Annotated in this window: 22 protein-coding genes and 1 riboswitch; of the genes, 10 read left to right on the forward strand and 12 right to left on the reverse strand. The window is 73.0% G+C overall.

Features of this window, described 5'->3' with window-relative positions:
* Positions 1 to 31: 31 nt before the first annotated feature.
* The 5 genes from QI554_RS12825 to QI554_RS12845 all read right to left on the reverse strand — a co-directional run bounded on the left by QI554_RS12825 (position 32) and on the right by QI554_RS12845 (position 6,236).
* Positions 32 to 1,411, reverse strand: coding sequence for an aldehyde dehydrogenase family protein (locus tag QI554_RS12825; RefSeq protein WP_281469401.1), 1,380 nt, complete (start codon positions 1,409 to 1,411; stop codon positions 32 to 34).
* Positions 1,412 to 1,424: 13 nt separating this feature from the next.
* Positions 1,425 to 2,363: a PDR/VanB family oxidoreductase gene (locus QI554_RS12830; protein ID WP_281469403.1), complete on the reverse strand. Its 939-nt coding sequence runs from the start codon at positions 2,361 to 2,363 to the stop codon at positions 1,425 to 1,427.
* Between the two features lie 123 nt (positions 2,364 to 2,486).
* On the reverse strand, positions 2,487 to 4,091 hold the full coding sequence (locus QI554_RS12835; RefSeq protein WP_281469405.1) for an acyl-CoA synthetase: 1,605 nt from the start codon (positions 4,089 to 4,091) through the stop codon (positions 2,487 to 2,489).
* Between the two features lie 142 nt (positions 4,092 to 4,233).
* On the reverse strand, positions 4,234 to 5,355 hold the full coding sequence (locus tag QI554_RS12840; RefSeq protein WP_281469407.1) for a DUF5938 domain-containing protein: 1,122 nt from the start codon (positions 5,353 to 5,355) through the stop codon (positions 4,234 to 4,236).
* A gap of 77 nt (positions 5,356 to 5,432) precedes the next feature.
* Positions 5,433 to 6,236, reverse strand: coding sequence for an SDR family NAD(P)-dependent oxidoreductase (locus QI554_RS12845; protein ID WP_281469409.1), 804 nt, complete (start codon positions 6,234 to 6,236; stop codon positions 5,433 to 5,435).
* 212 nt (positions 6,237 to 6,448) lie between these two features.
* Between QI554_RS12845 and QI554_RS12850 the strand changes: the two genes are divergently transcribed.
* From QI554_RS12850 to QI554_RS12865, 4 genes are all read left to right on the forward strand, one after another.
* The gene (locus QI554_RS12850) at positions 6,449 to 7,084 is read left to right on the forward strand and encodes a TetR/AcrR family transcriptional regulator (RefSeq protein WP_281469411.1); all 636 of its coding nucleotides are present in this window, start codon (positions 6,449 to 6,451) and stop codon (positions 7,082 to 7,084) included.
* A 138-nt stretch (positions 7,085 to 7,222) separates the two neighbouring features.
* Positions 7,223 to 7,387: riboswitch (cyclic di-AMP (ydaO/yuaA leader) on the forward strand.
* A gap of 1 nt (position 7,388) precedes the next feature.
* Entirely contained in the window at positions 7,389 to 8,195 is an 807-nt protein-coding gene (locus QI554_RS12855) for a LysM peptidoglycan-binding domain-containing protein (protein WP_281469413.1), read from the forward strand.
* Positions 8,196 to 8,471: 276 nt separating this feature from the next.
* Positions 8,472 to 9,098 (forward strand): ClpP family protease, encoded by a 627-nt coding sequence (locus QI554_RS12860; protein WP_281469416.1) that lies wholly within the window; start codon positions 8,472 to 8,474, stop codon positions 9,096 to 9,098.
* The gene (locus QI554_RS12865; RefSeq protein ID WP_281469418.1) at positions 9,098 to 9,685 is read left to right on the forward strand and encodes a ClpP family protease; all 588 of its coding nucleotides are present in this window, start codon (positions 9,098 to 9,100) and stop codon (positions 9,683 to 9,685) included. The genes QI554_RS12860 and QI554_RS12865 overlap by 1 nt, the downstream gene beginning before the upstream one ends.
* Positions 9,686 to 9,715: 30 nt before the next feature.
* Here QI554_RS12865 and QI554_RS12870 read toward each other — a convergent pair whose 3' ends face one another.
* The gene (locus QI554_RS12870; RefSeq protein ID WP_281469420.1) at positions 9,716 to 10,099 is read right to left on the reverse strand and encodes a helix-turn-helix domain-containing protein; all 384 of its coding nucleotides are present in this window, start codon (positions 10,097 to 10,099) and stop codon (positions 9,716 to 9,718) included.
* Positions 10,100 to 10,178: 79 nt separating this feature from the next.
* Positions 10,179 to 11,066, reverse strand: coding sequence for an NAD(P)H-binding protein (locus QI554_RS12875; protein WP_281469422.1), 888 nt, complete (start codon positions 11,064 to 11,066; stop codon positions 10,179 to 10,181).
* A 130-nt stretch (positions 11,067 to 11,196) separates the two neighbouring features.
* On the opposite strand from QI554_RS12875, the gene QI554_RS12880 reads away from it, so the two are divergent.
* Positions 11,197 to 12,120, forward strand: coding sequence for a LysR family transcriptional regulator (locus QI554_RS12880; protein WP_281469424.1), 924 nt, complete (start codon positions 11,197 to 11,199; stop codon positions 12,118 to 12,120).
* Positions 12,121 to 12,155: 35 nt separating this feature from the next.
* Here the strand turns inward: QI554_RS12880 and QI554_RS12885 are convergent, their stop codons facing one another.
* The 3 genes from QI554_RS12885 to QI554_RS12895 all read right to left on the reverse strand — a co-directional run bounded on the left by QI554_RS12885 (position 12,156) and on the right by QI554_RS12895 (position 16,840).
* Complete coding sequence (locus tag QI554_RS12885; protein ID WP_281469425.1) at positions 12,156 to 12,596, reverse strand: SRPBCC family protein; 441 nt, start codon at positions 12,594 to 12,596, stop codon at positions 12,156 to 12,158.
* Positions 12,597 to 12,654: 58 nt separating this feature from the next.
* The gene (locus QI554_RS12890; RefSeq protein ID WP_281469427.1) at positions 12,655 to 13,905 is read right to left on the reverse strand and encodes a M24 family metallopeptidase; all 1,251 of its coding nucleotides are present in this window, start codon (positions 13,903 to 13,905) and stop codon (positions 12,655 to 12,657) included.
* Positions 13,906 to 14,095: 190 nt separating this feature from the next.
* Entirely contained in the window at positions 14,096 to 16,840 is a 2,745-nt protein-coding gene (locus QI554_RS12895) for a LuxR family transcriptional regulator (protein ID WP_281469429.1), read from the reverse strand.
* Positions 16,841 to 17,175: 335 nt separating this feature from the next.
* On the opposite strand from QI554_RS12895, the gene QI554_RS12900 reads away from it, so the two are divergent.
* From QI554_RS12900 to QI554_RS12920, 5 genes are all read left to right on the forward strand, one after another.
* The gene (locus tag QI554_RS12900; RefSeq protein ID WP_281469431.1) at positions 17,176 to 17,715 is read left to right on the forward strand and encodes a hypothetical protein; all 540 of its coding nucleotides are present in this window, start codon (positions 17,176 to 17,178) and stop codon (positions 17,713 to 17,715) included.
* Between the two features lie 176 nt (positions 17,716 to 17,891).
* A complete protein-coding gene (locus tag QI554_RS12905; RefSeq protein WP_281469433.1) occupies positions 17,892 to 19,415 on the forward strand; it encodes a carboxylesterase/lipase family protein in 1,524 nt (507 codons plus the stop codon).
* 107 nt (positions 19,416 to 19,522) lie between these two features.
* Positions 19,523 to 19,729 carry a hypothetical protein gene (locus QI554_RS12910; protein WP_281469435.1) on the forward strand — a complete coding sequence of 69 codons (207 nt, stop codon included), beginning with the start codon at positions 19,523 to 19,525 and terminating at the stop codon, positions 19,727 to 19,729.
* Between the two features lie 66 nt (positions 19,730 to 19,795).
* On the forward strand, positions 19,796 to 20,431 hold the full coding sequence (locus QI554_RS12915; protein WP_281469437.1) for a phosphoribosylanthranilate isomerase: 636 nt from the start codon (positions 19,796 to 19,798) through the stop codon (positions 20,429 to 20,431).
* A gap of 192 nt (positions 20,432 to 20,623) precedes the next feature.
* The gene (locus QI554_RS12920; RefSeq protein WP_281469439.1) at positions 20,624 to 24,085 is read left to right on the forward strand and encodes a DEAD/DEAH box helicase; all 3,462 of its coding nucleotides are present in this window, start codon (positions 20,624 to 20,626) and stop codon (positions 24,083 to 24,085) included.
* A gap of 33 nt (positions 24,086 to 24,118) precedes the next feature.
* Here the strand turns inward: QI554_RS12920 and QI554_RS12925 are convergent, their stop codons facing one another.
* Positions 24,119 to 25,321 carry a tyrosine-protein phosphatase gene (locus QI554_RS12925; protein ID WP_281469441.1) on the reverse strand — a complete coding sequence of 401 codons (1,203 nt, stop codon included), beginning with the start codon at positions 25,319 to 25,321 and terminating at the stop codon, positions 24,119 to 24,121.
* Between the two features lie 218 nt (positions 25,322 to 25,539).
* Positions 25,540 to 26,709 carry an ROK family transcriptional regulator gene (locus QI554_RS12930; protein ID WP_281469443.1) on the reverse strand — a complete coding sequence of 390 codons (1,170 nt, stop codon included), beginning with the start codon at positions 26,707 to 26,709 and terminating at the stop codon, positions 25,540 to 25,542.
* Positions 26,710 to 26,901: the final 192 nt, after the last annotated feature.

The raw sequence follows: 26,901 nt of genomic DNA on the forward strand, positions 1-26,901 counted from the left end.
CCCCCCCCTTCCGCGTGTGTCGCGCGTTCGGCTATGTCCGGGCCTTCACCAGCTTGCGGTTGGCGAACTCGAAGACGCCCAGTCGGCCGAGTTCGCGGCCGAAGCCGCTGCGCTTGACGCCGCCGAACGGGAGGTCGGCGGCGGTCGACGGCGACTCGTTGACGTAGACCATGCCGACGTCGAGGAGGTCCACCAGCGCCAGCGCGTCCGCGGGGTCGGCGGCGTGCACCGACGCGGACAGGCCGTACGGCGAATCGTTGGCGATCCGGACCGCGTCCGCCACGTCGGCGAACGCGTGCACCACGGCGACGGGACCGAAGACCTCCTCGTCCCACGCGCGCATGCCCGGCGCGACGCCGGTCAGCACGGTCGGCTGGAAATAGGCGCCGGGCCCGGGGACGGGGCCGCCGCCGGTCACCGCGACCGCGCCCTTCGCCAGCGCGTCGGCGACCTGTGCGGCCACCACGTCGCGGGCGGCGTGCGAGGACATCGGCCCCATCGCCGTGCCTTCGTCCATCGGATCGCCCACCCGGATCCCGGCGACGGCCGCCGCGAACCGCGCGACGAACTCGTCGTACAGGTCCGCGGACACGAGGAACCGCTTGGCCGCGTTGCACGCCTGCCCGCAGTTGCCCATGCGGCCGACGACGGCCTCGGCCACCAGGGCGTCCAGGTCGGCGGTGTCCAGGACGATGAACGGGTCGGAGCCGCCCAGTTCGAGCACCACCTTCTTCAGGTGGCGGCCGGCCGCCTCGGCGACGGCGGCGCCCGCGCGCTCCGAGCCGGTCAGCGACACGCCCTGGACACGCGGATCGCCGATGACCGCCGCGACCTGCCCGTTGTCGAGGAACAGGTTGGTGTAACCGCCGGCCGGCAGGCCCGCGTCGGCGAAGACCTCCGCCAACCGCAGTGCGGACTCGGGGCACTGCGGGGCGTGTTTGAGGAGGACGGTGTTGCCGAGCAGCAGGTTCGGCGCCGCGAAACGGGCCACCTGGTAGTACGGGTAGTTCCACGGCATGACGCCCAGCAGCGGCCCGATCGGGGCCGTGCGGAGGAGGGCGGTCGCGCCGTCGTTCCGCGGGAGGACTTCGTCCGCGAGGAACTCCTCGGCGTGGTCGGCGTAGTAGCGGTAGATCTCGGCGCACAGGGCGACCTCGCCGCGCCCGGAGCGGACCGGTTTGCCCATCTCCGCGGCCATCACGGCCGCCAGTTCGGGGGCGCGTTCCTCGTGGAGGTCCGCGACCCGGCGCAGCAGGTCCCGGCGTTCGCCGAGCGGGGTGCGGCGCCACGTGCGGAACGCGCTCGACGCGCCGGCGAGGCCGGACTCGAGGGCCTCGGGATCCGCCGTCGGATACGGCGCGCCTTGCTCGCCGGTGGCCGGGTTGACGACCCGATAGATGCTTGTGGTCATGGTGCCCTCCGGGTCACAGGTCCAGCGTGAGCCGGTCGCCCCGGCAGCGCGAGACGCAGATCATCATCGAGGTGTTGGCGGCCCGTTCGGCTTCGTCGAGGATCGCGTCGCGGTGCTCGACCTCGCCCTCCAGGACCTCGGTCTCGCACGTTCCGCAGATGCCTTCGAGACATGAGGCGAGCGGCGAGACGTCGTTCTCACGGCACACCGCGTAGATCGACTTGTCGCGCGGCACGGTGAGGGTCAGGCCCGAACGCTTGAGGACGACCGTGAACTCGCGGTTCCCCGTGTCGTCCACGGCGATCGGTGTGAAGCGCTCGATGCGCAGCGCCCCCTGCGGCCACGCGGCGCACCGGGCCTCGACGGCGTCGAGGAGCCCTTCGGGCCCGCAGCAGTAGACCAGGGTGCCGGCCTCGGGCGCGCCGAGCAGCGCGTCCAGGTCCAGGTACCCGACCTCGTCCTGCGGGGCGAGCGTGACCTTGGCGCCGTACGGGGCCAGGCGGTCCACGAACGCCATGGCGCTCCGGGTGCGGCCGCCGTACACGAGCCGCCAGTCGGCGCCGGCCGCCTCGGCCTCGGCGACCATCGGGAGGATCGGGGTGATGCCGATGCCCCCGGCGATGAAGAGGTACCGGGGGCTGGCGGCCAGCGCGAAGTGGTTGCGCGGGCCGCGCACCTTCACCACGTCGCCGACGCGCAGGTCGTCGTGCACGCGCTGCGAACCGCCGCGCGAGTCGGCGGTGCGCAGCACGGCTATCCGCCAGATCTCGCCGCTCGCGGCGTCGCCGCAGAGCGAGTACTGGCGTACCAGCGCGTCCGGCCCTTCGCCGAGCACCAGGTCGATGTGCGCCCCGGGTGTCCATGCCGGCAACCGCTCGCCGGCCGCGGACACGAGGTCGAGCGACCGCACCCCGTCCGACTCGACGCGCGCCGCGCGCACGACCAGATCCATCTCGCGTTCATGAGGCACGGCCTCGGCAGACACCGTCACAGGGACCCCTCGCTCGCCAATCCGTCTTTTCAATAATTTATCAAAGATAGCGGAGTGGTGGGATGGGGGTCCCCGTGCACCGGGCTAGTGCGGGCCGCCGCGGTCGACACCGTCCGCCGGGGTGTCCGTCGCGCCGTCCGCGGCGAGCAGGCGCTGCCTGACGTCCGGCTTGAGGACCTTGCCGACCGTGGAGCGCGGCAGCTCGGGCCAGATCTCGACCTGCTTGGGGGCCTTCACACCGCCGAGGCGGTCCTTGACGAAGGCGCGCAGGGCGTCGGCGCCGGTGTCCCGGTCCGGGTGCAGCTGGACGACCGCGGTGACGCGTTCGCCCCAGGTGGCGTCGGGCAGGCCGACGACGGCGCACTCGCGGACGTCGGGGTGGTCGAGCAGCGCGTTCTCGACCTCGGCGGAGTACACGTTGAAGCCGCCGGTGATGATCATGTCCTTGAGGCGGTCGACGATGAACAGGTAGCCGTCCTCGTCGAGGTAGCCGACGTCGCCGGTGTGGTGCCAGCCGTGCCGGGACACCTCGGCGGTCGCCTCGGGGTTGCGGTAGTAGCCGGGCATGACGAGCGATCCGCGTACGACGATCTCGCCGCGGGCGCCCGGCGGCAGGAGGACGCCGTCGGCGTCCATGATCCCGACGGTGACGAGCGGGGTGGGGCGTCCGGCGGACGCGAGGCGTTCGCGGACCGGGGTGCCGTCGGGGTGGACGTGGTCGGCCGGGGCCAGCGTGGAGACCATCATCGGCGCCTCGGTCTGTCCGAACAGCTGCCCGAGGACGGGGCCGAGGCGGGCGATGGCCTCTTCGAGGCGCGCGGGCGCCATCGGGGCCGCGCCGTACCAGAGGCACCGCAGCGACGAGGTGTCGGTGCCGTCGAGCGCGGGGTGCGCGAGCAGGCCGTACACGAGGGTCGGCGGCAGGAACGTGTGGGTGACGCCGTGCCGTTCGACGAGCCCGAGGAACTCCCCGAGGTCGGGCCGCGGCATGACGACGATCTCGCCGCCCAGGCTGAGTACCGGGAAACACAGGACGCCCGCGGCGTGGGTCAGCGGCGCGAGGGCGAGATAGACGGGGCGCGGCCGGAAGGGGTAACTCATCAGCGTGAGCGCCGACATCGTCTCGATATTGCGGCTGCTCAGCATGACGCCCTTGGACTTGCCGGTCGTGCCGCCCGTCCCGGCGATCATGACAATGTCGTCGGGCGCGTCTGCGGACCACGGTTCCTCGCCGGTGCCGTCCAGCCACAGGCTGAAGGGGACCGCTTCCGCGAGTGACGCGGGGGCGGCCTCCTTCGGGTCGTCCAGGCATATGAGGGTGCGGAGTCGGGGGAGGTCCGCGCGGATGCTCTCGACGAGGGGGGCGAAGGACGGCTGGAAGACCAGGCAGACGCAGTCGAGGAGGTCGAGCAGGTCGCGGTTGTCGGCGGCGGCGTTGCGCGGGTTGACGGGGCACCACACCGCGCCCGCGCGGGAGATACCGAACACCGTGGCGAACGCGGTGGAGTTGTTGGCGGACAGCACCGCGACCTTCTCACCCGGGCGCACCCCCGACCGGTCGAGCGCGCGGGCGACGCGCCAGGACAGGACGCGTACTTCGCCGTACGTCAGCGTGGTCCCGTCCATCGTCAGGCAGGGCGCGTCGGCGCCGAGCGAGGCGCCCTTGTCGAGGTAGTCGCAGAGCCGCATGGGCGCTCCCGGGGTCGGTGGGGAAAGACGGGTGCGGGGGAGGCGGGGGGCGGGGGGGGGGGGGCGGGCGGCGGCCGCCGGGGGGGGGAGGGGGGGTGGGGGGGGGGGGGGGGGGCGCCGGGGCCCCGCCCCGCCGTGCGGGTCAGGTGCGTACGGTGACCTCCGGCTCCATCACGAGGCCGAAGGAGCGGAGCACGCCCAGGAGTTCGCGGTGGCCGAAGGCCTGGCACCCGGAGGCGAGGCCCGCGCGGCGCGGCGGCTGCTGGAGGAGCGAGTACGCCGCGTACGCCTGGAGCAGGCCGGTCTGCTTGTAGTTGCTGTTGCCGTGGATCACGCAGTGCACGCGGGCGAGCGGGCCGGTGGCGTGCACGGAGTCGAGCGAGGTGTTGATGCGCGGGTTCTCGCGCGGCGGCATGCCCGCCTGCACGGAGCCGGCGATCTCCGCGAGCGCCGCGTCCTGCTGGTCGGCCGGGAGGGTCTTGATCTGTTCCTCGACGAGCTTGACGGTCTCGACGACGCCCTGCATCACGCCGCGGTCGAACACGCCGCCCGCGACACGGCAGTTCGCCACGCGCGGGTCGTCCTTGAACCAGACGGGGTGACACGTGCCACCCCAGGGCAGCGCGAGCGCGACCTCGTGCTGTCCGGGAACGGCGACCTCGAACGTCGTCGTGGGCTCCCAGCGGCGGTACTCGTTCTGCTCCAGGTAGAACCAGTCCGCCTTGAGGATGGTGAAGATGGTCTGGGTGGAGGCGTAGGTCGGGAAGCCCTTCCACAGCACGAGGATGTCGAGCGTGTCGACGCCCGGCGTCTCCAGGCAGATGTTCGCCGCGATCTCGCCGGTGGTGTACATGTGCGCGAGGCCGGGCGAGAGGAGGAGCCCGGCGTCGGCGTACTGCTTGCCCCAGCGATTCTGCGCGTCGAGCAGCCAGTCCTGCTCGCCGGTGGTGTCGAGGTAGTGGCAGCCCGCGGCGAGCGCGGCCTCGACCACCTCGGGCCCGTACTTGATGAACGGGCCGACCATGTTGCTGACGACCGAGGCGCCGCGGAACAGGTCGGTGAGCGAGGCGACGTCGTGCTCGACCTCGACCACCTCGTGGTCGACCGTCTCGATTCCCGGTACGCGGTCCAGGACTTCGCGTATGCGGGCCTTGTCGCGGCCGGCCGCGATGAACGGCACGTTGTACTCGCGGAGGTATTCGCAGACGAGGCGGCCGGTGTAGCCGGAGGCTCCGTAGACGACGACGGGTTTGGTGCTGGTCATGGACCGCTCTCTCGTTTCGGCGGCGGGCACGTGGCCGCGGGGGAGTGGTGGGTGGCGGTGCGGGGGCGGCGTCGCCGCTACATGCCGAAGCCGCCGTCGACGGGCAGCCCGGCGCCGGTGATGAAGCGGGCCGCGTCGGAGGCGAGGAACACGACGGCGTCGGCCATCTCGCCGACCTCGCCGAGCCGGCCGAGGGGCGTGCCCTCGACGACCGTGGTGACCGCGGCGTCCGGCGTGGGCCACAGGCCGAGCGTGGCCATGTCCTCCGCGAGGCGGACGCCCATGTCGGTGGGGACGAGGCCCGGGTACACGCAGTTGACGCGCACGCCGTAGCCGAGCTTCCCGGACTCCAGCGCGGCCACCCGCGTGAGCCGGTCCACGCCCGACTTGGTGGCGGAGTAGCCCGCGATGCCGGGGAACACCGTGATCGCGGCGACGGAGGAGATGTTGACCACCGAGCCGCCGCGGCCCGCCGCGCCGCCGGGCCGCATCGCGCGGAACGCGTGCTTGGTGCCGAGGGCGACGCCGAGCACGTTGACGTCGAGCATGGCGCGCACGTCCTCGGCGCGCAGGTCGGCGACGAGCCCGGAGATCTCGACGCCGGCGTTGTTGACGACGACGTCGAGCCCGCCGAAGGCGTCGACGGTCGTGCGGACGGCCGCCTCCCACGCGTCGTCGTCGGTGACGTCGAGGGCCACGAACTCGGCGCGCAGCCCCTCGGCGACGAGTGCCTCCGCGGCGGCCTTCCCGGCCTCCGCGTCGCGGTCGGCGACCGCGACGACGGCTCCGGCGCGGCCGAGCGCCGCGGCCATGCCGGCGCCGAGGCCGCGCGCGGCGCCGGTGACGAGGGCAGTGCGTCCGGTGAGGTCGTATCCGCTCATGGGCGTCTCCTTCTGGCCAGGGAAATGCAACCGGGATGTGACGTGCCGCACAGCCTAGTGATGTCTTGACACTCGTCAAGCTTTTCCTGAACAACTGTCAAGTTTTCTTTGGACGTTTGTCCAGAGATCCTCGTGGGGTCTTCCGCCACGCGCTAAGCTGCGCTCACGTCTCGCGGTCCCCGCACCGCGTCGGCCGAACGGGAAGACGCACTATGACCCAGGTAGCGGACCAGGGCCGGGACAGGATCTCCCGCCGCCAGGTCGACAAGTTCGAGGAGCGCCGCAAGCAGCTCGCCGACTCGGCGCTGCGCACCCTCGCCGAACTCGGCTACGCGCGCACGAGCCTGCGCGACATCGCCCAGAACTCCGAGTTCTCGCACGGCGTCCTGCACTACTACTTCCGGGACAAGGTCGACCTGATCACGCAGTGCGTGCGCCAGTACAAGACCGAGTGCGTCAAGCGCTACGACCACATCGTGGCCGACGCCGACACCGCGGACGGCCTCGCGCACGGATTCGCCGACGCCATGGCCGCCACCCTGCGCGACGACGCCGCGATGCACCGGCTCTGGTACGACCTGCGCAACCAGAGCCTGTTCGAGGAGTCCTTCCGCGAGGACGTCCTGCAGATCGACGACAGCCTCGAACGCATGATCGCGCGCATCGTCGACCAGTACGCCGAACTCGCGGGCCGCCCCACCGCGTTCCCCCCGGCCGTCACGTACGCCCTCTACGACGGCCTCTTCCAGCAGGCCCTGCTGCGCCACATCGCCGGCGACCCCGAAGCCTCCGCCGACCTCGCCGCCCACGTCCTGCGCACCCTCCCCGCAACCCTCGCCGAGGCCTGATCCGGCGCGTTTGTGACGTGGCCTACACGACCCCGCCGAGGATTTGGCGGACGGGGGGAGGTCGTGCAACTGTCGTTGAGGCCGCACAAGCGGCACCTGCGGACGGCACGCCGAATCCTGCCTCCGTCCGGCAGTGGCAGTCGATCAGCGACTGAAGGCAGGAGCGGGGGAACCAGGTAAGCGTGGCACCGCCCAACGCGGCGGGTGCCCCTGGGGTGAAGCCGTGCCTCGTACGCACGGCCGGGCGTGTCCTCTTCCGCCCGAACCCGACAGCTCACCTCGCAGGCGTCGCAGAGGTTCATCAATGCGTTTCGGTTCCTTCAGCACGCCCGTTTCCGCCGTCGCCCGCACCAGCCGGACGAAGCGGATGGCGGTCGTGGCAGGCCTCGGCGTGGCGCTCCCGCTCGCCGGCCTTGCGGGCACCGCCCACGCGGCGTCCTCCTCCACCTCCTCCGCGTCGACCTGGGACCAGGTCGCGGCGTGCGAGAGCACCAACAACTGGTCCGCCAACACCGGCAACGGCTTCTACGGCGGCCTGCAGTTCACGCAGAGCACCTGGGCGGCCTACGGCGGCACGCAGTACGCGCCGCGCGCCGACCTGGCCACCAAGGACCAGCAGATCGCCGTCGCCGAGCGCGTCCGCGCCGGCCAGGGCCCCGGCGCGTGGCCGGTGTGCTCCGTCAAGGCCGGTCTCGGCGCGGGCGGCGACGCCAACGCGACCGCGCAGGGCGGCGGTTCCGCTAAGAGCAACGCCAAGTCGGGTACGTCCGACAACGGTTCGACCGGAACGTCCGGCAAGAAGGACGCCGGCAACGCCGGTTCCGGCACGAACTCCGCCGCCAAGCCCACGCAGGACAAGCCGGCCGGCAAGCCGGTCGAGAAGCCCGCGAAGCCCGCGGCCCCGAAGCCGGCCGCCCCGAAGCCGGCCGCCCCGAAGCCGGCCGCCGGCGGCGACTACACCGTCCGGTCTGGCGACACGCTGTCGACGATCGCCGCGAAGAACAACGTCAAGGGCGGCTGGCAGAAGCTGTACGACGCCAACCGCTCCGTGGTCGGCGGTAACCCGCACCAGATCCTGCCGGGCCAGCAGCTCACGATCCCGACCGCCTGATCCGGTCCCGGGACCCACGACTCCCGGGCTCCCGGCCTCGGTCGAGGCCGACACCGGCGGCCGGGGCCCCCCCCCGCCCCCCGGGGGGGCCCCCCGGGGGGGGTTGCGCGGCGGGGCCGCCCCACCAGCACCGGAACAGCACCGGAACGGCACCGAGTTAGCACACGCCGCGGCCGAAAGCCCGCCGTGTCTGCTCTCAGCGGCTGCGCCCTGGGCGGATCCGCCGACGGCAGATACGGCTGTCCGCGCGCGGCCCGCGGCCGCAGGCTGGACGGCATGAGCGAAGACACGAAGCCCCCGGTTTTCCCGGCCCGCTCCCGGCGTGAGCTGTACGAACAGCGCGTGCTGGTCCTCGACGGGCCCCTCGACGACGAGAACGGCACGCTGCTCGCCACCCAGATGATGAGCCTCGCCGCGGACGACCCGGAGTCCGACATCGCGCTGTGGATCCACTCGCCGGGCGGGTCGGTCCCGGCCATGCTGGCGATCCGCGACGTGATGCGGGTCGTACCGTGCGACGTGTCCACGCTGGTGCTCGGTATCGCGTACAGCGCCGGGCAGTTCCTGCTCTCGTCCGGCACCCGCGGCAAGCGCCGCGCGCTCCCGCACGCCCGCGTGCTCATGCACCAGGGCTCGGCGGGCATCGCGGGCACCGCCGTCGACATCGAGCTGCAGGCGAACGACCTGCGGCACACCCGCGACACCGTGCTCGGCCTCATCGCGGAGGACACCGGGCAGCCGGCCGAACGCGTCTTCGAGGACTCGCTGCACGACCGCTGGTACACCGCCCGGGAAGCCCTCGACTACGGCTTCGTCGACGCCATCGTTCAGCGGTTCGACGAGATCGCGCCGCGCGGATCCCGGCGCGCCGGGACCGGCACCGGATTCCAGGGAGCAGTGTGATGAGCACGTACGCCATTCCCAACGTCATCACCCGCGACTCGCGCGGCGAACGCATCATGGACGTGTACTCGCACCTGCTCGCCGAGCGCGTCATCTACCTCGGCACCGGCATCGACGCGGGCGTCGCCAACGCCCTTGTCGCGCAGCTGCTGTTCCTCGAGGCGGACAACCACGAGCGGGAGATCCAGCTCTACATCAACTGCGAGGGCGGCGACCCGAGCGCGATGCTCGCGGTCTACGACACCATGCGGTACGTCAAGTCGCCGATCGCCACCACGTGCGTCGGCCAGGCGGTCGCGGTCGGCGCGGTCCTGCTGTCGGCGGGCGAGCCCGGCAAGCGCGCGGCCCTGCCGCACGCCCGGGTCGTGCTCCACCAGCCGGCGGCGCAGGGCCGCGGCACCATCCCCGACCTGATCCTCCAGGCCGACGAAGTGGTGCGGGTGCGCGCGGACATCGAGCGGATCCTGTCGCACCACACCGGCCGCAGCACCGAGACGCTGCGCGCCGACACCGACCACGACCGGGTGTTCACCGCCGAAGGCGCGCGCGAATACGGCCTGATCGACCTCGTGATCCAGGAACGCTGATCCGGGACACGGGTGTTGAAGGGCGTCCGGTCAGGCCGCCAGGGCCAAGGCCGCGCGGCACATCGTGGCCGGGCGCCCGCCCGTCGGCCTGGCCTGACGCACCGTCGAGGCCCGCAGGGTGTCGGCGACGGCGAGGGTCAGGTCGACCAGCGTCTGGTCCAACGCCCCGCCGACCGCCGCGATCATCTCGCTCGACGGCTCCTTGACGCCGCGCTCCATCTCGGAGAGGTACTGCGGCGACACCCCCGCGCGGCCCGCGGTCTCGGCCAGCGTCTCGCCTCTTTCGAGGCGCAGCGACCTGAGGTGCCGGCCGAGGACGTCGCGCCACAGCGGTTCGCCGGCCGGCGCGGCGGGCCGCTGTGCGGGGCGCGTGTCGGCGGTCTCGGACGGCGGCTGAGGTGCGGTGTCGGCCATGCCTCATGGTAGGTCGGACACGCGTTCGCCTTCAGCTTTGTCCGCCGCGAGCGGAATCCGCGCGGGGTGTCGGCTCGCCTCAGGCCCGTGCGACGGCCGGTGCCAGCACCTCCTCGCACCACTGCCGGAACGTGGTCGGCGTCGCCGACGCAGCGGTGCGCGGCGCCGCGTTGTCCATGCCGGCGTTCTTGGCGTCGAACATGTCGGCCATCGCCTGCGCCATCGCCGCGCTGAAGCCGAAGCCGGTCATGCGCTCCTTGAACGCCTCGGCGGTGACCTGGCGGTAGCCGACGGGCCGGCCCAGTACGTCCGAGACGATCCGCGCCATGTCGTTCGGCGACAGGTCCTCGGGCCCGAGGCACGCGACCTCGTCGAACCCGGTCCAGGTGCCGTCGAGCAGCAGCCGTGACGCGGCGGCGGCGATGTCGCGGGTCGCGACGGTGGGGACCTTCAGGTCGGGGTCGGCCATCATGAAGAACAGGCCCTGCGCCTTGACGGCGCCGACGTGGTTGAGCAGGTTGTGCATGAACGACGGGCACACCAGCGCGCGGTAGGCGACCCCCGAGTCGGCGATGAGGTCGTCCATGGCGAGCGACGCCGTGACCGGACCCGCGTGCCGGGCCTGCGGGGTGCCGCGTCCGATCGCGGAGACGCCGACCACGCGACGGACGCCGTGCCGGGCGAACGCGTTGGCCGCCGGACGGGTGAAGTCGACGAACGCGGCCTCGGCGCTCGGCGCGGCCGCGTCGGCCGGGGCGAGCCAGAACACCGTGTCGGCGTCCTCGAACGCGCGTTCCACGACGACCGGGTCGCCGTGCGAGCCCTCGACGACCTCGGTGCGGTCGCGGATGTCCGGGGCGAGGCGCGAGGCGTCGCGGGTCACGAGGCGCAGCTTGGCGTCGCGGGCGAGCAGGTCGCCCACGAGCAGGCGGCCGATCGTGCTGGTGGGTGCGGTGATGACGATCACGGGTGGGTCCTTCGCTGATTCTGCGGATTGCGAACACCCTCACTCTTCAACGGCGACCCCGGTCCCGGCGATGCAAGAATCGGCACGCAATACTTGACGCAGAGCGTAAAGATGCAGTTCAGGAGTGCTTGTGGACCTCAACCTGCTGCGGGCCCTGGACGTCCTCCTCCAGGAGAACAGCGTGACCCGCGCCGCCGAGCGGCTCGGCACCTCGCCGGCCGCGACCAGCCGCACGCTGGCCCGGCTGCGCCGGGCGGTCGGCGACCCGCTGCTGGTGCGGGCCGGGCAACAGCTGGTCCCGACCCCGCGCGCGGTGGAACTGCGGGAGCAGGTGGCCGCTTTGCTACGCGGTTGCGACGAAGTCCTGCGCCCCGGCGCGGGGTTCGACCCCGCGGACCTGCACCGCTCGTTCACCGTGCAGACCGCCGAACTGCTCCTGGTGGGGCTCGCCGGAACACTGGCCGACCGCGTCCGGCAGGAGGCGCCGCAGGTCGACGTCGTGTTCCTGCCCGAGGCCATGGAAGGCGGTCCCGGGCTGCGCCAGGGCCTGGTCGACGTCGAACTCGGGGTCCTGGGACACCTGGACCCCGAGATCCGCACCCGGCCGCTGGTGCGGGCGGCGCTGGTGGGCGTCGCCCGCACCGGCCACCCGATCTTCGAACGGCGCATCGACGCACGGCGGTTCGCCGCCTTCGACCACATCGGCATCTCCCGACTGGGCAGGCGGCACGGCCCGATCGACACCGCGCTCGCCGAACTCGGCCTGAAACGCCGCGTCGCGGCCGTCGTGCCGAGTCACACGAGCGCGATGATGCTCGCCCGCGGCACCGACCTCGTCGGCCTCAGCCTCGCGGACTGGCTCCCCGACGCGACCGCCGCGCTGGGGCTGCGCACGTTCCCCATCCCGCTCGACCTGGCGCCGCTCGACGTCGGGATGGCCTGGCACCCCCGCAACGCGAACGACCCGGCGCACCGTTGGTTCCGCGACCGCCTGGCGGACGCGGTCCACGCCGCGTCCGCCGCCGCTCACACCCCGGGCGCCGCTCCGCGGTAGCGGCCCGTAGGGATGGGAGACCGGGCCTCAGCCGGTCACGCGATGGCCGCCGGCGAGAGCAGGGCGCCCAGCCGCTCCAGGATGTGCGGCGCCTGGCGGCCGAGCTGCGTCCGCACCAGGTGCTCGGCCATCTTCGGCACGCCGTCGAGCGTCAACCGGAAGTCCAGCACCGTGCCGAACGCGTCGGGGCGGACCGTGTAGCTCTGGGTGACCGCGGGCGTCGCGTCCGGCTCCGTCTCCAGGGTGAGGACGCGTCCCGCGTCGTACCGGGTGACGGTGAGGCGGACCTCCGCTCGGCGGCCCATCACCTTGCGGACCTGCGTGACCTGCGTACCGGGTCCGACATCGCCGCCGTCGGTGACGCGGACCTCCAGGACGTCCGGCTGCCAGGCCGGGTAGCCGGCGAGGTCCGTCACGGCCGCGAAGACCGCTTCGGGGGACTGCGGGTAGCCGACGCTCTGCTCGATCTCGATCATGCTGCTTCCTCCTGCTCGGGGGTGGACACGGTGGTGCCGAAGGGGCGGGACGCGGCGGTCACGCGTGCAGCAGACGTGCCGTGAAGGGGTTGAGCTCGGTCGGGTCGTCCTCGCCGATGACCACGGTGCCGCCGATGTTGACGGCGCGGCCGCCGACCACCGCGTTCGGCTCGAAGGCGAACGTCATGCCGGGCGCCAGAGGCAGTTCGGCGCCCATCGTGGGCAGTTCGAACAGCCGCCCGTAGTCGCGCGCTTCGGGTACGCGGCGCAGTCCGGCGCCGAATCCGCCGACCGGGCCCATCGGGTTGAGCGTGTGCACCAGCGGGTGGATGTTCCACGAGTCCGCCTGCGTCAGCGGCTCCTGCATCGCCTCGACGATGTCGCCGAACGTGTTTCCGGGGCGGGCCGCCTTGAGCCCGGCGTCGTACGCGGCCCGGGCGATCCCGGCGGCAGCGAGGATGTCCGGGTGCGGTTCGCCGACCGCGATCGCGACCTGGTGCTGCGTCTCCTTCATACCGAACCGGCAGAAGACCTCGGCGAGGACGATGTCGCCCTCTTCTATGACGCGCGGCGCCTGCGGCCGGTAGGACCATGCGGGCGGGCCCCACGAGATGAACCCGGGCCCTGAGGAGAGCAGCATGTCCGGCGCGGCCGCGCCGAGGCGGAACGCCGCCGCCATGCCCGCCGCGTAGATGTCCGCCTCGTTGACGCCCGGCGCGGTGGCCTCCAGCATGGCCCGGGCCATCGCGTCGCCGGCCGCCGCGGAGTACCGGATCACGGCCAGTTCCTCGTCCGACTGGCAGATCGTCGCGAACAGGTAGCCGAGCCCGACCGGTTTGAACGTGACGGCGGGCAGCTCGGCGAGCACGCCGCTCCACAGCACGTGCGGCATGATCGGGTTGACGTGGAACGGCGGGTACGGGTCCAGGCCCAGCACGCCGACCGCGGCCTGTTCGAGGTGGTGCTCGCGCAGCACCTCCACGACGCCCGCAGCGTGCTTGGCGACGCGGATGTTGTGCGGCTCGATCCACAGTTCGTCGCCGCGCCTGCGCGCCTCGATGTGGTCCTGCACCGCCAGTGTGGCCCAGGTCAGTTGGATCGGGTCGCGGTCACGGCAGAAGACGACGATCGACCCCGGGCGGTCGTTGGTGAAGTACACGTCGGGCGCGAACGGGGCCAGGTCGGCGCACTCGTGCTCGCCGTAGGCGATCAGCGCGTCGACGCCTTCGGCCTCCATCAGGTCCCTGGCCAGCGCCCAGCGCCGGTCGCGCTCCGCTCGGGAGTAGCTGGGAACGTGCAGGAGTGTCACGGGAGTTCTCCGTCTCTCCGGAGGCTGTCTCCGGGGCGGCTGCGTTGTCGACCACGACGCTAGAGACGGGCGGAACGGCGGGAATCCGTCACGTGACCGGTCACGGCGGGCCGGGCGGCGGGTCCGCTTCAGTCACCGTGGCGGCGGCATACGGTCAGGCGGTCGGCATTCGCTTGGGCGGCGGCGCGTGTCAGCCGGCGAACCTGGCGAGTTCGGCGCGCGACGCGATGCCCAGCTTCGGGAACGCCTTGTAGAGGTGGTAGCCGACCGTGCGCGCGCTCAGGAACAGCTGTGCGCCGATCTCGCGGTTGGACGCGCCGGTGGCGGCCAGCTTGACCACCTGGAACTCCTGCGGGGTGAGCCCCGCCAGCGGGTCGGCCGCCGCCGTGCGGGGGGACGGCACCGAGCCGGTGGCGCGCAGCTCGGCGTCGGCGCGGTCGTGCCACAGGCGGGCGCCGAGCGCGGAGAACGTGTCCGCCGCCGCGCGCAGGTGTTCGCGCGCTTCGACCCGGCGACGCTCGCGGCGCAGCCACTCGCCGAAGAGCAGTTCGGTGCGCGCGTGCGCGAGCCGCTGTACGCCGGACCGTTCGTGGAGCGCGAGCGCCTCGCGGAACAGCCTTTCGGCATCCCCGGGTTCGGCGACGAGCGCGGCACAGCGCCGGGCGACGGCGAGCGCCCAGTCGTCCCCGACGGACTCGGCCCACGCCGTGAACCGGGCCAGCGACGCGGCGGCCGCCTCGGGACGCCCCGTGCGGGCGGCCGCTTCGACGTGCTCGGGGGCGGCGTAGATGAGCGCCGTCATGCCGTTGCGCACCGGCTCGTGCGCGGCCTGCGCGAACCGTTCGAGGACCGCGTCGTAGCGCCCGACGGCGGCGTCGACCGCGACCAGGCCGTGCAGGACCCAGCCCACGATCGGCATGCGGTCGCCGTCCGACGACTCCGCCAGGGCCTCCTCGGCGATCGCCCGCGCGGCCTTCTCGTCGCCGAGATAGGCGTGCACCCAGGTGAGGAGTCCCTTGAGGTAGCCGACCCGGTACGGCTGCCCGACATCGCGCGCGATGCGCAGCCCGTCCTGCGCACTGGCCATCGCGTCGCGCGGCCGGTCCAGGAACACCTGCGCCATGCTCAGCAGGATCAGCGCCTGCGGGAGCAGCCCTGCCATGCCCGCCGCGCGGAACTCGGCCACGGTCTCGGCGGCCATGTCGTGCGCCCCGACGAAGTCGCCCACCATCATCGCGATGGCCGGACCGCCCGCACGCAACGCCGACAGCGAGCGGTCGGCGCCGCGGATCTCCGCGAACGCGGTGCCCATCATGCCCACCGCCCCCGCAGGGTCGCCCATGAGCGTGCGCAGGCCCACACAGAACGCGACGAGGGCCGGGGACTCGCCACCGGGAGCGCGCGCCGCCAGTTCCTCGATCCGGCGGAAGTACGCGTCCTGTTCGGGCCGCGCTCCCGCGTACCACGTGTGCATGACGGCCACGCTGAGCATGGTGACCATCGTCGCCGGGTCAGCGTCCTCGAGAAGCGCGGCGCCGTCGATCAGGATGCGGGCCGCCTCGTGCAGCGTGCCGACCTCGAACTCGACGGTGGCGCGCACCGCCGCGATCCGGGCGAGCAGGTGCGGGTCGCCGGTGAGCCGGGAGGCCCGCACGGCGAGTTCGCGGGTCCGGGGGAGTTGGCCGGCCTCCGCCGCGGCACACGCCGCCTCGACGAGCCTGCGGGCCTTCGCGGCGGGATCGGCGGTCAGCTCCGCCGCGCGCTCGTACGCCGCGGACACCGCCGCGTACCCGCCCCGCATGACGGACCGCGCGGCGGCGCGCTCCAACCCGGCGGCGACCTCCTCGTCGGGTCCGGTCGCGACCGCGGCCAGGTGCCACGCCCGTTCGTCGCCGTCCAGCACGGCGGCCAGCGCGCGGTGCGCGGCGGTCCGCTGCGCGATGTCCGCGTGGTACCGGGCGGCCGAACGCACGAGCGGGTGGCGGAAGACGACGCCGGCCGGGCCGACCCGCAGCAGTCCGGCGCGTTCCGCCGCGGCGAAGTCCGCCATCGAGCCGCCGAGTTCCTTCACGGCCCGGGCGACCGGGTCGAGCGCGCCGGAGTCGTCGACCGCGGCCACCAGCAGGCACCGCTTGGCGGCGTCGGGCAGGGCCGCGATGCGGTCACGGAACGCGGACTGCACGCGGTGCGCGGGCGTCGTCGCGCCGTCGAGCGAGAAGGCCAGCGGCGGCAGCGAGCCGGCCCGCTGCCCGTCGGTGAGGCCTCCGGCGATTTCGAGCAGCGCCAGCGGGTTTCCCGCCGCCTCGGCGACGATCCGTTCGCGGACCGCGAGGGCCAGACCGCCGTCGGCGTCCGCGAGCAGCAGCTCGGCCGCGTCGCGGGGGAGCCGGGGCAGGCGGACCTCGTCGAGGCCGGGACCGAAGACCCGCCCGTCGTCGCGCGCCGCGAACACCACGGCCACCGGCTCGGCGTGCAGGCGGCGGACGGCGAACAGCATCGCGTCGGCGGACTCCCGGTCCAGCCACTGGGCGTCGTCGACGAGGCACAGCAGGGGGCGGTTCGGGGACAGCGCGGCCAGCAGGCCGAGCGTCGCGAGACCCACCATGAAGCGGTCGGCGGCGGCCGCGGCGCCCAGGCCGAAGGCGCCGCGCAACGCGTCGGCCTGGACGGCGGGCAGTTCGTCGAGTCCGCCGAGGGCCGGACGCAGCAGCAGATGCAGTGCCGCGTAGGCGAGTTCGGCCTCGGACTCGATGCCGGTGACGCGGAGCACGCACGTGTCCGGTCCGGCCGCCGAAGCGGCGTGGTCGAGCAGTGCCGACTTGCCGATGCCGGCCTCGCCGCGGACGACCAGCCCACGCGCTCGCCCGTCACGCATGTCGGCAAGCAGCCCGTCGATCGCGGCTTTCTCGGAACCCCTGCCGTACAGAACAGCCATGACGGGCCATCACTCCAACTCTCGGTCACGGCGCCGCCGTGCCGGAAGCCGGTGCCCGGCCCGCTCGGCACCGCGCCCAGGACGTGCTTGTCCGGCCCTGCGCCGTCCAGTCTCGCCGCCGGGGCGTCGGCGATCAACGGTCGAACGCTGCACGAACGTTCAGCCTGGCAGCACGATCGGACCGCGGCCGTCCGGGGCCGGGGCGGTCGCGACCGCGGCGCGCGCGACGACTTGCGCGGCAGCCCCGGCGAACTGCTTAAGATCCTCCTCGCCACGCGGCCACGGCGTAGTCCAGCGCCACTTCGCATTTCGCCTTTCGCATAAGGAGAACCACCGTGCACGACTTCAGCGGCGCCGACGGCTTCGACGACACCGGGCACGGCGCCCTCGACGACCTCTCGTCCGACTCGCTGTTCGGCGACGACGCGGGCGGCTCCGACTCGCTGTGGGAGACGTCCGCGAGCGGCGACATCGACGCGATCGGGGTGCCGATGGACGGGGACGACGGCTCGCTCGCGCTTCCCGACCTCCCGGTGTTCGAGGACGGCGACGGCATACCGGCCTGGGCGGTCGACCCGGGCACCCCGGACCCGTGGGTTCAGGACCAGATCAACGCGGCCGAGGGCCTGCCGGTGTCGGACACGTACAACTACGAGCTCGACGAGGACCAGGGGGCGTTGGAGGCGGACGGTTCGTACGCCGACCCGTACGGGTCGGGTCCGTCCGACACCTACAACTACGAACTGGACGAGGACCAGGGGGCGTTGGAGGCGGACGGTTCGTACGCCGACCCGTACGGGTCGGGTCCGTCCGACACCTACAACTACGAGCTCGACGAGGACCAGGGCGCGCTGAACCGCGAGGGCGTCGGCTGATCTCGGGGCAGGGCTCGACGGCTGCCACGTGAGGCGCTCGGCCGGAGATCCCGGCCGGGCGTCCCGGGCGACGCGGAACCGCAACCGGCGGCGTGTGTCAAAACCTACCGATCACTAGGTATTCTCGCCACGCGTTCCCGCCACCGCGGACCCCGGTGCCGCTCGAAAGGATCACCATGGCCTCCATCGCGCACAGCCACGACGCCCAGCCCTCGGACCCGCTGGGCGAGGCGCCCGTCGTCCAGACCCCGGCCGGCGCGGTCCGCGGGACCATGCTCGGCGACTCCAACGCCGCCTACCTGGGCATTCCCTACGCCGAGGCGCCCATCGGCGACCTGCGCTTCGCCGCTCCGGTCAAGCGCGCGCCGTGGGACGGTGTGCGGGACGCGAGCAGCTACGGCGCCACGCCGCTGCGCGACTACATGATGGGCGTCACGCTCATCCCCGAGCCGTCGTTCCCCGGCGACGACACCCTCCTGGTGAACGTGTTCACGCCGAAGCCGGGGGACACCTCCGCGAAGCTGCCGGTGTTCGTGTGGATCCACGGCGGCGGCTTCGTGAGCGGCTCGCCGTCGTCGCCGTGGTATGAGGGCGGGGCCTTCCCGCGCGACGGCGTCGTGGTGGTGTCGGTGTCCTACCGGCTCGGCGTCGACGGCTTCGGCCGCCTCGAGGGCGCGCCGGACAACCGGGCGGTGCGGGACTGGCTGCTCGCGCTGGAGTGGGTGCAGGAGAGCATCGCGGCGTTCGGCGGCGACCCGGACAAGGTCACGATCGGCGGCCAGAGCGCGGGCGGCAGCGCCGTGCTCACGCTGCTGTCGATGCCGAAGGCGCAGCACCTCTTCCGGGCCGTGGTCTCCGAGTCCCCCGGAGCGTTCGGCAGCTCCCGCGAGGCGGCCGTCGCGCGCGCCGCCACGTTCGCCAAGCGCCTGGGGGTCAGCCCCACCCGGGAGGCGTTCGCCGCCCTCGACGAGGACGTCGTCTTCAAGGAGCAGGCGAAGATGAGCGACGAGGAGATGGGCCCGCAGATGATGAAGGGCCTCACCGGCGCGGACGCCAACGGCGTCTCGGCCTGGGCGCCCTTCGTCGACGGCGACCTCGTGCCGTACTCCTTCCAGGAGGCCGTCGAGCGCGGCGTCGGCGCCGACAAGCCGCTGCTGATCGGCGCGACCGCCGGTGAGTTCGAGATGGTCTCGACGATGATGCCGGCCCCGCTCGACTGGCTGCCGCGGCGTGTGGCGCTGCGCCTGGCCGGGTTCTCCGGGGCGCGCGGCCGTACGTACGGCGCGGCGACCCCCGGCAAGCCCCGCCTGCTGTTCGGCCGGGTCATGACGGACTTCCTGTTCCGGTTCTTCGTGGCGCGCACCCTCGCCGCGCGGTCCGCGAAGGGCGGCGCGGGCACCTTCGCGTACGACTTCCGCTTCCAGAGCGCGGGGAACGGCTTCGCGGGGCACTGCATCGAGCTGCCGTTCGCCTGGGACTGCCTCGACAGCGAGAACGTCCCGGCCAACACCGGCGACAACCCTCCGCAGGACCTCGCCGACACCACGCACGCCGCCTGGGTCGCCTTCATCCGCGACGGCGAGCCGGGCTGGCAGGCGTACGACACCAAGACGCGCCAGGGCATGGTCTTCGACCGCCAGTCGCGCGAGACGGAGGTCTACACCCGCGAGTCGGACCTGAGCGCCTCGATGTCCGCCTGACCCCGAAGCGGAACCGGCCGCCCGGTGTCGGCAGCTCCCCGGCGCCGGGCGGCGCACCCCGTCGTGCTCCTGTGGCGGGCGGCCGGGCCCGGGTGTGTGCTGGAGACATGAGTGATTCCGCGATCAGCGCGTTCAAGACCCGACTGATGCAGATGACCGGCCTCGACGAGGCGCAGGCCCGCTCGTTCGTCGAGGAGGTGTACGCGTCGGGCGCCACGGAGGCGAGCACCAAGTGCGCCTCGGAGCTCGACGAGTGCCTCCACGAGCGCGCCCACCTGATGCGCGCCCTGGCCGAGGCGCGGGCGCACACCTAGGAGCAGCCGCCGGGCAGCCGCCGACCGTCCGGTCGGCGGCTTCGGCCTGGGCATAAGATCCCCGACATGGATCATCGCGACGGGAACGCGGGCGTGTTCGTCAAGGTCTGCGGGCTCGGGTCGCGCGGGGACGTCGACGCCGCCGCGGCGGCCGGGGCGGACGCCGTCGGGTTCGTGCTCAGCCGTACCAGCGTCCGGGCGCTGGCGCCGGAGAAGGCGCGGGAGCTCGTTGCGCACGTGCCGCCGACGGTGCTGTCGGTCCTGGTCGTCCACGACATGGGCGCCGTCGAGGGGGCCCGGGCCGCCGAGGACCTGGGCGTCGACGTCCTCCAGCTGCACGGCAGGCGCTACGCGGAGCAGGACTTCCGCGACGCCGCCGCCCACTTCCCCCGCCTGTGGCGCGCCACCTCGCTGAGCGAACGCCCCGACCTGCGCGTGGGCGCCTACGGCGAGGAGTCCCTCCTCCTCGACTCCCCACGCGCGGGATCCGGCACCCGCTGGGACCTGTCCCTGCTCACCGACACCCCACCCCGAGGCCGCTGGCTCCTGGCCGGCGGCCTCGACGCCACCAACGTCGCCGACGCCATCCACCAGGCCCACCCCTGGGGCGTCGACGTCTCGAGCGGCGTCGAATCCGCCCCGGGCGTGAAGGACCACACCCAGATCACCCGCTTCGTCGAGGCCGCCCGCAAGGCCGTCTGAGCAGCGTTTTCACGGCGCCGCAGCGGGACCGTCGTCTCGGGGTGCGGGCCTTCGTCACGCCATGTGCGGCAAAACCCGACCGCCCCGGTATCGACCTGCCGAACGTTTCGTTGTTTGATCGTAAGGTGCTGCCTGGCCGGGATGTTCGTGTACGGGGGACGGGGGCGGGCGCAGATGCGCGAGCAGCAGCGGATGAGCGATATCGTGCAGTACTGGCGGGCGACGGAGTTATTCAGCCCTCCCGCGATCCCGAAGGTCCCCGACCCCGACGATGCCGCGGCCCGGCGTCGGGAATGCGTGTACGACGTGCCGGTCGAGCCCGGTGCCGCGCTGCCGATGCTGCCCTGGGACGCTCAGCATCCGCACCAGCTCGAACCGATCGACACCGCCCGTTTCGCCTGGCGACACACGGTGTACGGCGGAGTCTTCGCCCTCGATCGGATCCGTCAGGCGCTCGTGGCGGAGTTCGGCGGCGACGCCCCCGACCACGGGGGCACGCGGCCGACCGACGACGCGGCGATGTTCGCGTTCACCGTGAACGACCGCGGGGTCCTGCTCGGCAACACCACGGCCTTCTCGTCCTGCGCCTGGGCGATCGGCCGGATCCGCGACCCCGGGCTGGGCGTACCGGGCTGGCTCGACGGTTTCGACGAGGCGGCCGAGGAGTGCGCGGAAGCCATCCGGATCCTCACGGGCCGGGACATCGTCTACGAGCCGGACGCCCCGCCGGTGCCGACGGCCACCACGCCGGACGGCCGGCCGCCGAGTGCCTGGCAGACGCTGATCGCGACGTCCCAGGCCGGCGCGGCGGCGCGTCAGGCGTCAGGGACCGACTGGAAGACCCTGCTGGGCGAGATCCTCGGCGGCGCCGCCGTCGGCGCGATCGGCGCGTTGATCGGCGACATGGGCGCGGGCATCGTCGCCGGGGCCGTCGCACCCGTCGTCCGACGAGCCGTCGAGCGCCGTGACGCGGGTGACTCCGGTGACGCCGCGGCGGGGGGCCGGGCGCCGCGGCCGGCGGTCTCATCGGCCCAGCCCGCTCCGTCCGCCGAGGCATCCGCGGCCGAGCCCGGGAACGGGCCTGACGAGGTGCCGGAGGAGCCGCCCGGCCGTCCCGTGCTGCTGCCCGACGTCGTCGCGGTCGCCGCCCACGTCGCCGCCGTCTGCGGCGTATCCGACCTGCTCGGCTCCACACACCGCATCCGCGTGGTCAGCCGCCAGGTCTGGTTGGACAAGGACGGATCGCCTCCCGACCCCGCCCCGGTCTTCCTCAACAGCCTGCTGCCCGACGACCTGCGCCGGGTCGCGGAACACCCGGGCGAATACGGCCCCGCACTGGCCGCCTATCTCACCGACGGCGCGTCGGTCGCCGCCGCCGACCGTGTCGACATGCGGACGAACCCCGAGGTCCTCATCGAGACCCTGTCGCCGGAGCGCTTCCCGGAGGGCCGCTGGCCCGCGCGCAGCGACCGCCCTCTCGCGGCCAGCCAGCAGTTCGCCGTCAACGCGGCCTGGGGCGAACTGGCGGACGCGGGGCTCTTCTCGGTCAACGGCCCGCCGGGTACGGGGAAGACCACGATGCTCCGCGACCTCATCGCGGCCGTGGTCGTCGAACGTGCCCAGAGCATGGCCGAGTTGGAGTACCCGCACAGCGGCTTCCGCGGCGTGGAGAGCTGGACGACCGATGAGGGGGTGGTCCGCAAGTTCCGCCCGGTCGCGGACACGCTGGCCGGATTCGAGATCGTCGTCGCCTCCTCGAACAACGGCGCGGTGGAGAACATCACCAAGGAACTGCCGGGGCTGGGCGCCCTGGACGACGAATGGCACGGCGAGGCGTCGTACTTCGTCGATCAGGCGGTGTCGATGCTCGGCGGCCTGCCGGCCTGGGGGATCGTGGCCGCGCCGCTGGGGAACGCGAAGAAGCGGAAGGCGTTCAAAGAGACCTTCTGGTGGGGGAGCTCGGCCGACGACGATGTTCCGTCCCGGCCGCGCGGCGCGGGCCCCGACGCCGAGCCGGACGACCCCGAACCGCTCGGCATGCACGAACTGCTGAGGCAACTGGCCGACAACGCAGGCCTCTACGATCCGCCGGTCGCCGAGCGCTATCCGGCGGCAGGACCGCCCGGGCTGCGTCCCGTCGCCGACGACGCCGAGGACCTCGCGATCAAGTGGTCGGACGCGGTGGACGCGTTCGAGGACGCCTGTTCCGCCGAGACGGTGCATCGGCTGCGGAGGACGGCCGCCGCGGCGGCGTGGGAGGCGTGCCGAGACCCGTTGGGCGGTACTGCCACACGGGCGAATCTGATGCGCCTCGACCAGGCCCGCCGCAGGTGGCCGGAGCACGTCCCACCGGACGAATGGGCGGTGCTTCCCGAGTCCGAGCGGGAACTCCTCGCCCCGTGGTCCGACCCCGAATGGGCCGCCGCCCGCACCCGGGTCTTCCTCGCCGCGCTCGACCTGCACCAGTGCTTCGTCGCGGCGAACGCCGCCACCATCCGCCGCAACCTGAACGTCCTGATGGGGCTGCTCGGCGGCCGCGGCGACGGGACACCCGGGGAAGCGGCTCTTGCCGCCTGGCGGACCCTGTTCCTGCTCGTCCCCGTGGTCTCGACGACGTTCGCCTCGTGCGGCAGGTTGTTCCGCGACCTCGGTGCGGAGAGCCTCGGTTGGGTGCTCGTCGACGAGGCGGGCCAGTCCACTCCGCAAGCCGCCGTAGGGGCGCTGTGGCGGGCCCGCCGGGCGGTCCTCGTGGGCGACCCGCTCCAGCTCGAACCCGTCGTCCAGCTGCCGCAGACCGTCCAGAACCTGCTGCGGAGCGTCTACGGGGTCGGGGCTGAGTGGATGCCTTCCGTCACGTCCGCCCAGCGGGTGGCGGACCGCACCAACCAGTGGGGCACGTCGCTGACCGACCGCGGGCCGCACGGTGAGGACAGCGAGGTGTGGGTCGGTGCGCCGCTGCGTGTACACCGCCGCTGCGAGAACCCGATGTTCGACGTCTGCAACGACCTCGCCTACGAGGGACTGATGGTCTACGGCACCGCCGAGGCTGCCTTCCCGAGCCCGCAGCGCCGCTTCCCCAACAGCAGCTGGGTGGACGTCAGCGCGGGCCAGGCCCACGGAAAGTGGATCCCCCGCGAGGGGGCGGCGCTCGCGGACGTCCTGGCGAAGCTGCACAAGCCGCGGGACCACGTGGCGACGGGATACGGCGTGGACCTGGCCCGAATCCGCGTACTCAGCCCCTTCCGTGACGTCGTGGACGGCGCCCGGCAGGTCGTGCGCGACCTGCGCTGGGAGGGCGAACCCCCTGAAGGCATGGACCGTTTGGCCTATGCCGCCCAGGTGCGCGCCTTCGTGCGCGACAACATCGGGACGGTCCACACCATGCAGGGCAAGGAGGCCGACGTCGTCGTCCTCGTCCTGGGCACACACCCGGACGCGGACGCCCCTGCACGCGCCTGGGCGGCGGCGAAGCCGAACCTCCTGAACGTCGCCGTGAGCCGTGCGAGGCGGCGGCTGATCGTGATCGGCGACCGGTCGTTGTGGGCCCGTGAGCGGTACTTCGGTGACCTGGCCCGGCAGACGGCGTTTCCCGTCTACGCCTGGCCGCGTCAACGAAGCGCTGTGGATGGCGGCCTGTCCGCGCCGCGCCCCTGATGTGCCGCGCGGACAGGCTGATTGTGGGGGCGGTCAGCGCTGTGGGGTGAGGAGGCGGGCGCGGAGGCGGGCGAGGGTGCCGGGGTCGAGGCCGAGGCCGTCGTGGAGGTAGGCCGCGAAGGAGCCGTAGGTGGCCTGGACCTGGTCGAAGGCGGTGTCGAGGTAGGAGGCGTCGACGGTGAGCATCGGGGTGATGTAGTCGGGGTTGTAGCCCGCGCTGCTCAGGAGGTGCCCGACGGCGGCGACCACGGGGGCCATGTTGTCGCGGGAGATCAGGTAGTCGGCGTAGACGGTGTCGCGCGGTACGCCCAGGGCGGTCAGGAGGACGGCCGCCATCCAGCCGGTGCGGTCCTTGCCCGCGCTGCAGTGGAACAGGGCCGGGTCGCGGCCGTCGGCGATCGCGCGGAGGGCGTCGGCGAAGCGGGAGCGGACCTCGGGGTCGGTGACGTACGAGGCGTAGGCCTGCTTCATGATCGCGACGGCCTGGCCGTTGCCGAACTGCTGCTCGTACTGGGCCGGCGTCATCGCGAAGATGTCGGCGGGGCCGCCGCCTCCTCCGCCGATGCCGATCGGCTCGTTCAGGACGTCCACGCCCGTCGGGACGTGGTCGGGGCCGTTCGCCGCGATCTCGGAGTCGCTGCGGAAGTCGACGACGCGGTCCAGGCCGAGGCCCGCGAGCGTGGACACGCCGGCGGGGGTGACGCCCGAGAGGGTGTCGGAGCGGAACACGCTGCCCCAGCGCACCTGGAGGCCGTCGGCCGTCGAATAGCCGCCGATGTCACGGGTGTTGCGGGTCCCCGCGACGGGGATGCCACGCACGGCCGTTGCGGTCGTGAACCCGGCCAGGGGGCCGCGCGGGACGAGCAGGAAGTACCAGCGCCGGGTTCCGTCCAGGCCGGTGACCGCCGCCGATCCGGACGCGGCCGCGCCGGTGGTCGAGGCGGCGAGGGTTCCGTGCGCCCGGATGTGGTCGGGGTCCGTCGAGGCGTAGACGTCCACGCCCTGTACGAACGGCGCCTGCTGCCACGTGAGGTGGAAGGCGCCGGAGGCGTCCTGCGTGACGGCCGCCTGGGACAGCGGCGCGAACTGTGCGAAGGGTGCGGCGGCGGCCGGCGCCGCGGGGTCCGCCGCATAGGCGGGGACCGCGGGCAGGGTCACGGCGCCCAGGGCGGCGACGGCGACGGCGAGGGCGGCCGCGCGGGAACACGCGGTGCGTCCGTCGGGGAGAGCATGCATCGGGGACTCCTTCCGGTGCGCAGAACGTATAGCGTAAATTCTGCGATCGTCAATGATCCGCAATTTCATGTTCCGGCGCACCGGGCAATGGCCCTGGTGGAGTGAATTCAAGACGTGCGGGGAATCCATGCGAAAACGCCGGGAACGAGGATGGATCATCCCCTGGCGTGGCGTAAATGTGAAGCCTGGAATTCCGCAGCGGAAGACGGAGCGGGAAATCAGGAGGCGCGGGCGGCCTGGCGCGCGGCCAGTGCGGCGCCCCGCAGCACGGCGTCCGCGTCCAGCGCGGCGACCGCGACCTCCGGGGTGGACGGACGCAGCCGGCCCACGAACGACGTCAGGCGCGTGCGCACCGCGTCCAGCAGCAGCGACCCGGCGCCCGCGAGCGCGCCGCCGACGACCACGCAGCCCAGGTCGAGGGGCGTGGCCACCGTGCCGGCCAGCCCGCCGATCGCCGTCCCGGCGCGGGCGACCGCGTCGCGGCACGCCTCGTCCCCGGCGCGCGCCGCCTCCACCACCTGCTCGACGGTCGTCGGGCGCCCGTCGACGCCGCCCCCGGCCGCCTCGACCAGCGCCGCCCCGCCGATGACGGTCTCCAGGCAGCCGACCCCGCCGCACCAGCACGGCCGGCCGTCCGTGTCGACGCTGGTGTGCCCGAACTCGCCCGCGGCGCCCCCGCCGCCGCGGTAGATCCGGCCGTCCAGCACCAGCGCGCCGCCGACGTAGGTGTCGCAGTACAGGTACATGAAGTCCCGGTACGGCTGGGCCGCGCCCTCGTGCATCTCGGCCAACGCGGCCAGGTTGCAGTCGTTTTCGACCGCCACGTCGACGCCGAGCGCGGCCGCGAGGTCCTTGGCGAGCGGAACGCTGCCCCAGCCCATCGCCTGGTGGTAGCCCTCGCCGAGCAGCCCCGGCGGCGTGCCCGCGCCCGTGCGCACCAGGCCCGGCACCGCGACGACCGCGCCGGACGGCTTGGCCGCGGGCAGGCCGTCCTCCGTGAACCGCGCGACCAGCCCGGCGACGGTGTCGATCGCGTGAGAATAGGGGTACGGCGCCGACACCTCGGCCGTGTGCACCCGCGCGTCACCCGACGCGGTCAGCGACGCCACCCGGATCGCCGTGCGCCCCAGGTCGACGCCCAGGTGCCACGAGGCCTCCTGGCCGCGCAGCCGCAGCACCTTCGTCCGGCGGCCGTTGCGCACGCCCGGCTCCAGGAGGATCTTGCCCTGGTCGAGCAGCACCTTGACCAGGTTGGACACCGTCGCCTCGGACAGGCCGGAGGCGGCGGCGAGTTCGATCTGGGGGAGCGGGCCCTGCGCCAGGCAGTCCAGCAGCCGCCGCAGGTTCCAGGCGCGCAGCTCCTGCTGCGATCCGCCGCGGGAGGTCATGTCGGTCATGCTCGGCCGCGGCGTACGGGGTGTCAAGGAGCCGGAACGATGCCGCCGGATTCCGTGGGCGACGGCCCGGAAATCGCCGGTCGGCCCGCCGCGAAGCCCCCTTGAATTAATCGAGTGAAGTCAGCGGGTGAATTCTGCGCGTCGCTTGCCGTATCGCTTTTCCGTGGGATAGCAATAACGGCA

Origin of the sequence: Yinghuangia seranimata, from assembly GCF_029953285.1 — a bacterium.
Taxonomy (GTDB): Bacteria; Actinomycetota; Actinomycetes; order Streptomycetales; family Streptomycetaceae; genus Yinghuangia; species Yinghuangia seranimata.